Annotated in this window: 7 protein-coding genes and 1 pseudogene; 1 reads left to right on the forward strand and 7 read right to left on the reverse strand. The window is 59.8% G+C overall.

Going from position 1 to position 5,443, the window contains the following annotated elements; all coding sequences use genetic code 11:
* From IHN22_RS12150 to IHN22_RS12165, 4 genes and pseudogenes are all read right to left on the reverse strand, one after another.
* Positions 1-329, reverse strand: a pseudogene (locus IHN22_RS12150) (elongation factor P); the annotation flags it as partial.
* A gap of 79 nt (positions 330-408) precedes the next feature.
* The gene (locus IHN22_RS12155) at positions 409-1,470 is read right to left on the reverse strand and encodes a M24 family metallopeptidase (RefSeq protein WP_087328407.1); all 1,062 of its coding nucleotides are present in this window, start codon (positions 1,468-1,470) and stop codon (positions 409-411) included.
* A gap of 37 nt (positions 1,471-1,507) precedes the next feature.
* On the reverse strand, positions 1,508-2,353 hold the full coding sequence (locus IHN22_RS12160; protein WP_087389174.1) for a TIM barrel protein: 846 nt from the start codon (positions 2,351-2,353) through the stop codon (positions 1,508-1,510).
* Positions 2,350-2,850, reverse strand: a complete 501-nt coding sequence (locus IHN22_RS12165; RefSeq protein ID WP_191400186.1) for a YqeG family HAD IIIA-type phosphatase — start codon at positions 2,848-2,850, stop codon at positions 2,350-2,352. The genes IHN22_RS12160 and IHN22_RS12165 overlap by 4 nt, the downstream gene beginning before the upstream one ends.
* Before the next feature lie 306 nt (positions 2,851-3,156).
* Here IHN22_RS12165 and IHN22_RS12170 point away from each other — a divergent pair, with 306 nt between their 5' ends.
* Positions 3,157-3,936, forward strand: coding sequence for a hypothetical protein (locus IHN22_RS12170; protein ID WP_191400187.1), 780 nt, complete (start codon positions 3,157-3,159; stop codon positions 3,934-3,936).
* Positions 3,937-3,991: 55 nt separating this feature from the next.
* On the opposite strand, the gene rpsU is transcribed toward IHN22_RS12170, so the two are convergent.
* From rpsU to IHN22_RS12185, 3 genes are all read right to left on the reverse strand, one after another.
* Positions 3,992-4,174 carry a 30S ribosomal protein S21 gene (gene rpsU / locus IHN22_RS12175; RefSeq protein ID WP_009259223.1) on the reverse strand — a complete coding sequence of 61 codons (183 nt, stop codon included), beginning with the start codon at positions 4,172-4,174 and terminating at the stop codon, positions 3,992-3,994.
* Positions 4,175-4,285: 111 nt separating this feature from the next.
* Complete coding sequence (locus tag IHN22_RS12180; protein WP_207733083.1) at positions 4,286-4,690, reverse strand: VOC family protein; 405 nt, start codon at positions 4,688-4,690, stop codon at positions 4,286-4,288.
* On the reverse strand, positions 4,687-5,443 hold a 757-nt coding region (locus tag IHN22_RS12185), incomplete at its 5' end, for a class I tRNA ligase family protein (RefSeq protein WP_191400189.1). The genes IHN22_RS12185 and IHN22_RS12180, both read right to left, overlap by 4 nt.

Below are 5,443 nucleotides of genomic sequence, written 5' to 3' on the forward strand. Positions count from 1 at the left end.
TTCTCCTTCACGAAGCGGAAGTTGTCACCCAGCAGCTCGGAGCCGATGGGCACCAGATCGTAGGTCTCGGGGTCCATGAAGTAGTACAGATCGCCGTCGTTGTAGCTGTACTCCATGTCCTTGCGCTCCACATAGGCCTGCTCAAACTTGGCGGTGGGGTTGAAAGAGGTCTCGGTCACGCCGCCGGTGATGACGTTCTTCATCTTGGTGCGGACGAAAGCGGCGCCCTTACCGGGCTTGACGTGCTGGAACTCGACGACCTGCATGACCTGGCCGTCCATCTCAAAGGTCACGCCGTTGCGGAAATCACTGGCAGAAATCGTAGGCATTGAAATTCATCCTCCAAAAGGTTTTTTGAATCATCAGCTAAGTCATTTTACCTTATTATTCCCCTCATTGCAAGGCTTTTTACAGAATAATCAGCTCTTTGGGAGATTTGGTGAGGTTCACAGTGCCCTCCTCGGTGTAGATGAGCACATCCTCAATCCGCACACCGAACTTGCCGGGCAGGTAGATACCGGGCTCAGCAGAAACAGCGGCACCCACAGGCATGGGGGTCTCGTCACGGCCGTTGGCATTGGGGGACTCATGGATCTCGATGCCTACGCTGTGGCCGAAGCCATGACCAAAGTATGCCCCGTAACCGGCGTCCTCAATCACCTTGGCAGCGGTGTTGTGGATCTCCTTGCCGGGCACGCCCGCCTTGGCGGCGGCAATACCGGCCAGCTGGGCCTTGAGCACGGTGTCGTACACCTTGCGCATCTCCTCGGTGGGCTCGCCCAGGGCAATGGTGCGGGTCATGTCGGAGCAGTAGCCGCCGTACTTGCAGCCAAAATCCATGGTGATAAACTCGCCCTTCTGCACCTTCTTCTCGCTGGGGATGCCGTGGGGCAGGGAGCCGTTGGGGCCGGACACCACAATGGGGTCAAAGCTCATCTTCTCAGCGCCCCGGCACAGCATCTCATACTGAAGGCGGGCAGCGATCTCCTGCTCGGTCATGCCGGGCTGGATGAACTTCAGAATGGCGTCAAAGGCCTGGTCGGTGATCTCCTGGGCGCGCTTCATCAGGGCGATCTCTTCCTCGTCCTTGGCCGCCCGCAGGTTGTTCACCAGGCTCTGGGCAGGCACCAGCTCGCAGGGCAGCTTGGAATACTGGTTGTAGGAGGCCACAGTCACATAGCCGTCCTCAAAGCCCATCTTCTGAATGCCCAGCTCCTGCACAGCCTGCTCGGCCAGCACCATGAAGTTCTTGTTCCGGTCGGTCATGGTAATATGGGCGCCGGTGACCAGGTTGCCGGCGGCCTCAATGTACCGGGAGTCGGTGAAATAGCGGCTCTCGTTCTTGGTCACGATGACCATGCCCTCACCGTGGAACCCGATGGCATAGTACTCGCCGGGATCGCTGGTGATGAGCATGGCATCCAGCTTGTATTCGTCCAGCTTGGCCGCGATCTGATTGAGATGATTCATGATAAAGACTTCCTTTCTATCTCGCGCCGCAGCAGCCCTAAAGGGCGCTTTGGTACAGCTTTTTCATGGTTAGAGCGTCCTCGGCCTGTGTCCCGGCCGACTCGCAGATAAAAGTAGGGCTCCAGCCCCGGCGGGCCACCTCGGTCATCAGAGGCTCCGGGTCGGGCCCGAAGTCCGCCTGATCGAAGGTCAGGTGCATCTTCTCTCCCCCGTTGGGGGTGAACTGGATCTTGGAGAAGTGGCTGTGGAAACGGGAGGCCCGTTCCTCTCCCAGCACCTCTTTGATGCGGTCCAGCATTTTCACGCAGGCCTCATGGCCCTCCAGCTCTCCCAGAGTACGGGCGTACAGGTGGCCGAAATCCACGCAGGGGGTAAGCCGCTCATCCAGAGTACACAGCTCCAAAACCTCGTCCAAATCCCCCAGCTGGTTGATCTTGCCCATGGTTTCGGGGCAGAGGGTGATATGTCCAAACCCGGCAGCGTCGCAGGCGGTCACCACTTCTTTCAGGGATTTCAGGGCAATATCCTGGGCCTCCCGCCGGGTGCGCTTCATCAGTGCGCCCGAATGGATTACTACCCGGGTGGCGCCCATCCAATCTGCCGCCTGGCAGGCCGCTGTGATATAGCCGATGGTCTTTTGCAGGCTGTCCGGGTCGGGGTTGGCCAGATTGATGAAGTAGGGGGCGTGGAGGGACAGGGCAATGCCCGCCTCCCTGGCCGCCTCCCCCACCTTTCTGGCCGTGGCTTCCCCTACGTTGACGCCCTTGCCGCACTGGTACTCGTAGCAGTCCAGCCCCAGCCCCGCCAGCCAGCGGGGAGCGTCCACCGAGGATTTATAGGGAAAGGACTCGGCATTGCCTGCCGGTCCGAAGATAGCGCTCATCGTTTCTTTGTTCTCCTTTTTGTCAGGGCTCGAAAGGGCCACTCGGCGGCGTACCGCAGGTAGCGCCCCGGATTGCCCGCCAGCCGGATGGGCTCCACCAGCAGCGTGGTCACGCCAGCCCGGCTGCCGCCCAGAATATCGGTAAAGATCTGATCCCCCACAATGGCGGTCTGCTCCGGGGTGCAGCCCATCTGCTCCATTGCCTTGTAAAAGGAGCCCGGCTTGGGCTTGCCGGCGTGGCCGATATAGGGGACGCCCAGGGCCTTGCAGAACCGCTCGGGCCGCTGGGGATGCCGGTTGTTGGACAGCACAAACAGGGTGATTCCCTGATTTTCCAGTTCCGCCGTCCAGTCCCGCACCGCCTGGGTAGGTTCCGGCACCCCGTAGGGCACCAGGGTATTGTCCAGATCGGCCAGCAGTAGGCGGATACCCCGCCCGGCCAGCGCGGCGGGATCGATGTCGTAAATGGTCTTTCCTGACCAGTGGGCCGTCAGCATGGTTTCACCTCGTCTATTTGCTGTCTGGTCAGCATAGGATGGTACAGGCTATCGAAAAGAACCTCCAGAGCAAAGGATTCGGAGGGAAAGATAGTGTGAAAGACTGCCCCGCAGGGCGATTCGGAGCGCAACCGCCGCAAGGCGGCACTTGGCGCAGAGATAAACCGTCAGGGTTGTCTTTCGCGTTCGATCAAACACGTTTTGAAACTTGGCTCAAGTTTCAAAACGTGCTTCAGCTTGTCGGAAAGCCTTTTCGACAAGCTGATTATACACGCTTCTTACAACTTGGACAAGGGGGTAGCTGATATGCAGCTGAATTCCACATTGATTCTCACCGCACCCCCCGCCCACAGCCGGGCGGCTCTGCGGTTTGGCCTTCCCGTGGCCCATGCGGCCTATCGGGTGGGGGGCGGCCCCCATCTCTTCCGGGCCAATATGCCCATATCCGTCCGGGGCGGCCTCATGGCCCTGGACTGCGTGGGCTTTGACGGCCGGGGTGAGGCCGGGCCCTTCTGTCAAGAGGTTCTGCGGGAGTGCTCCGCCCGGGGGTATGACGGCATCTTATGCGACTTTGAGGGCCGTCCCATGCCCCTGCTGGCGGAAATCGTCCGTACCCTGGCCGGTCTCACCCAAAAGCGGGGCTGGCCTCTCTATGTGACCGAAACCTACGGCGGCTATGCCGACAGCGCCAAGGTGCTCATCTCCTCCGCCCTGTCCGGCGGCTCCCTGGCCCAGAGGCTGGGAGAAGCAGTCCAGCGGTACGGTCAGGATCGGGTGGCCCTGGCCATAGAGCGGGTGGCAGAGGACTTCTACCTCCCCTCCCCCTCCGGTCAGGGGCAACCTCTCAGCCAGGAGGAGCTGCGCCGGCTGATGGACGAACGCAGTCCCTCCATCTTTTTCTCTACCGAGCTGTGCGCCCACTACTTTACTTATATGTCCCGGGAGAACGGCGCTCATTTCGTTCTCTTTGACGACGCCGGATCCATCCGCAAAAAATTGCAGGTGGCCCGGGGACTGGGCATCCGGCAGGCGGTGCTGTCCTATCCACAAATTGAGGATCTGCTGGAGGATATTCTGGCAGGATAGGCAAAGATACAACAGGACCCCGCGCCTATGGCGCGGGGTCCTGTAATCTGTAGGATTAGTAATACTTCTTGCGGTTCTTGCGGGCGGCCTCAGACTTCTTGCGCCGCTTAACGCTCGGGCTCTCGTAGTGCTCACGCTTGCGAACCTCGGCCAGAACGCCAGACTTGGCACAGCTGCGCTTGAAACGCTTCAGCGCATTCTCCAAGGACTCGCCGTCCTTCACATGGACTTCCGACATTGACTTCCCCTCCCTCCGAAGCGGCGGGGTTCCACCGCCAAAGGGCCACACATAGATATGGCTTTAACAGAATCATTGTATGCTATCCGCAAGCAAATGTCAAGTGCAGATTTATTTCTTTCTTTTTTCCTGGGTCAGTTCCTGGAAAAATTCCAGCTCTTCCCCAATGGGACCGGCACAAAAAGCGATGCGGATGGGGTAGTTCCCGCCCAGATTTTTATCCACCGGCTGGACCAGCACCGGGCATCCTGCGGCCCGCAGCCGCTCCACCATACCGTCCACATCGTCTGTGGCAAAAGCCAGGTGGGCAAAGAGGCCCTTGCAGCGCTCCATGCCATTGGAGGTAACTTCCAGAATGGTATTACCCAGATCCAGCATGGCGCCCTGGCTGTCCCCCTGGCCCCAATGGCGGATCAGGAGGCAGTCCAGCACCTGCTGATAGAAATCCAGAACCCGCTGGAATTCTTCCGCTCCCTGGGCTTTCAGGGAGACATGATGCACGCCTTTGATGCTCATTTGGCAATCAGGTTGACCAGTTTATTGGGTACCAGGATGGTCTTGACCAGGTTCTTGCCCTCAGTAAACTTCTGCACCTTGGGATCGGCCAGAGCGGCAGCCACCACGGTAGCCTCGTCGCTGTCCATGGGGACGGTGACGGTGGCGCGCAGCTTGCCGCACACCTGGACGGCCATCTGCACCTCGGCGGCCACGGTCTTGCTCTCGTCGTAGGAGGGCCAGGCCTGCTGGCAGGCCATACCGTCGGCATTGAAGCCCAGGGTCTCCCACAGCTCCTCCACCATGTGGGGAGCGAAGGGGGAGAGCAGCAGCAGCAGAGTCTTGTACTCGCCCTTGGAGCAGCCGTTGGCATAGAAGTCGTTGACCAGAGCCATCAGGGCGGCAATGGCAGTATTGAACTTCATGGCCTCGATGTCGTCGGCCACCTTCTTGATGGTCTTGTGGACAGCGCTCTCATTGGCGGCGGAGTAATCCATGGAATCGGTCAGATTCTCGGACAGGTTCCACACACGGTCCAGGAAGCGCTTACAGCCCTTAACGGCGTTGTCGCTCCAGGAGGCAGCCTTCTCAAAGTCGCCGATGAACATGATATAGGTGCGCATGGTGTCGGCGCCGTACTGAGCCACCACGTCGTTGGGGTTGACCACGTTGCCGCGGCTCTTGGACATCTTCTCGCCGCCCTCGCCCAGGATCATGCCGTGGGAGGTGCGCTTCTGGTAGGGCTCCTTGGTGGGCACCACGCCGATGTCGTAG

The sequence above is a fragment of the Flavonifractor sp. An112 genome, assembly GCF_904377885.1.
In the GTDB taxonomy this organism is placed as follows: domain Bacteria; phylum Bacillota; class Clostridia; order Oscillospirales; family Oscillospiraceae; genus Flavonifractor; species Flavonifractor avicola.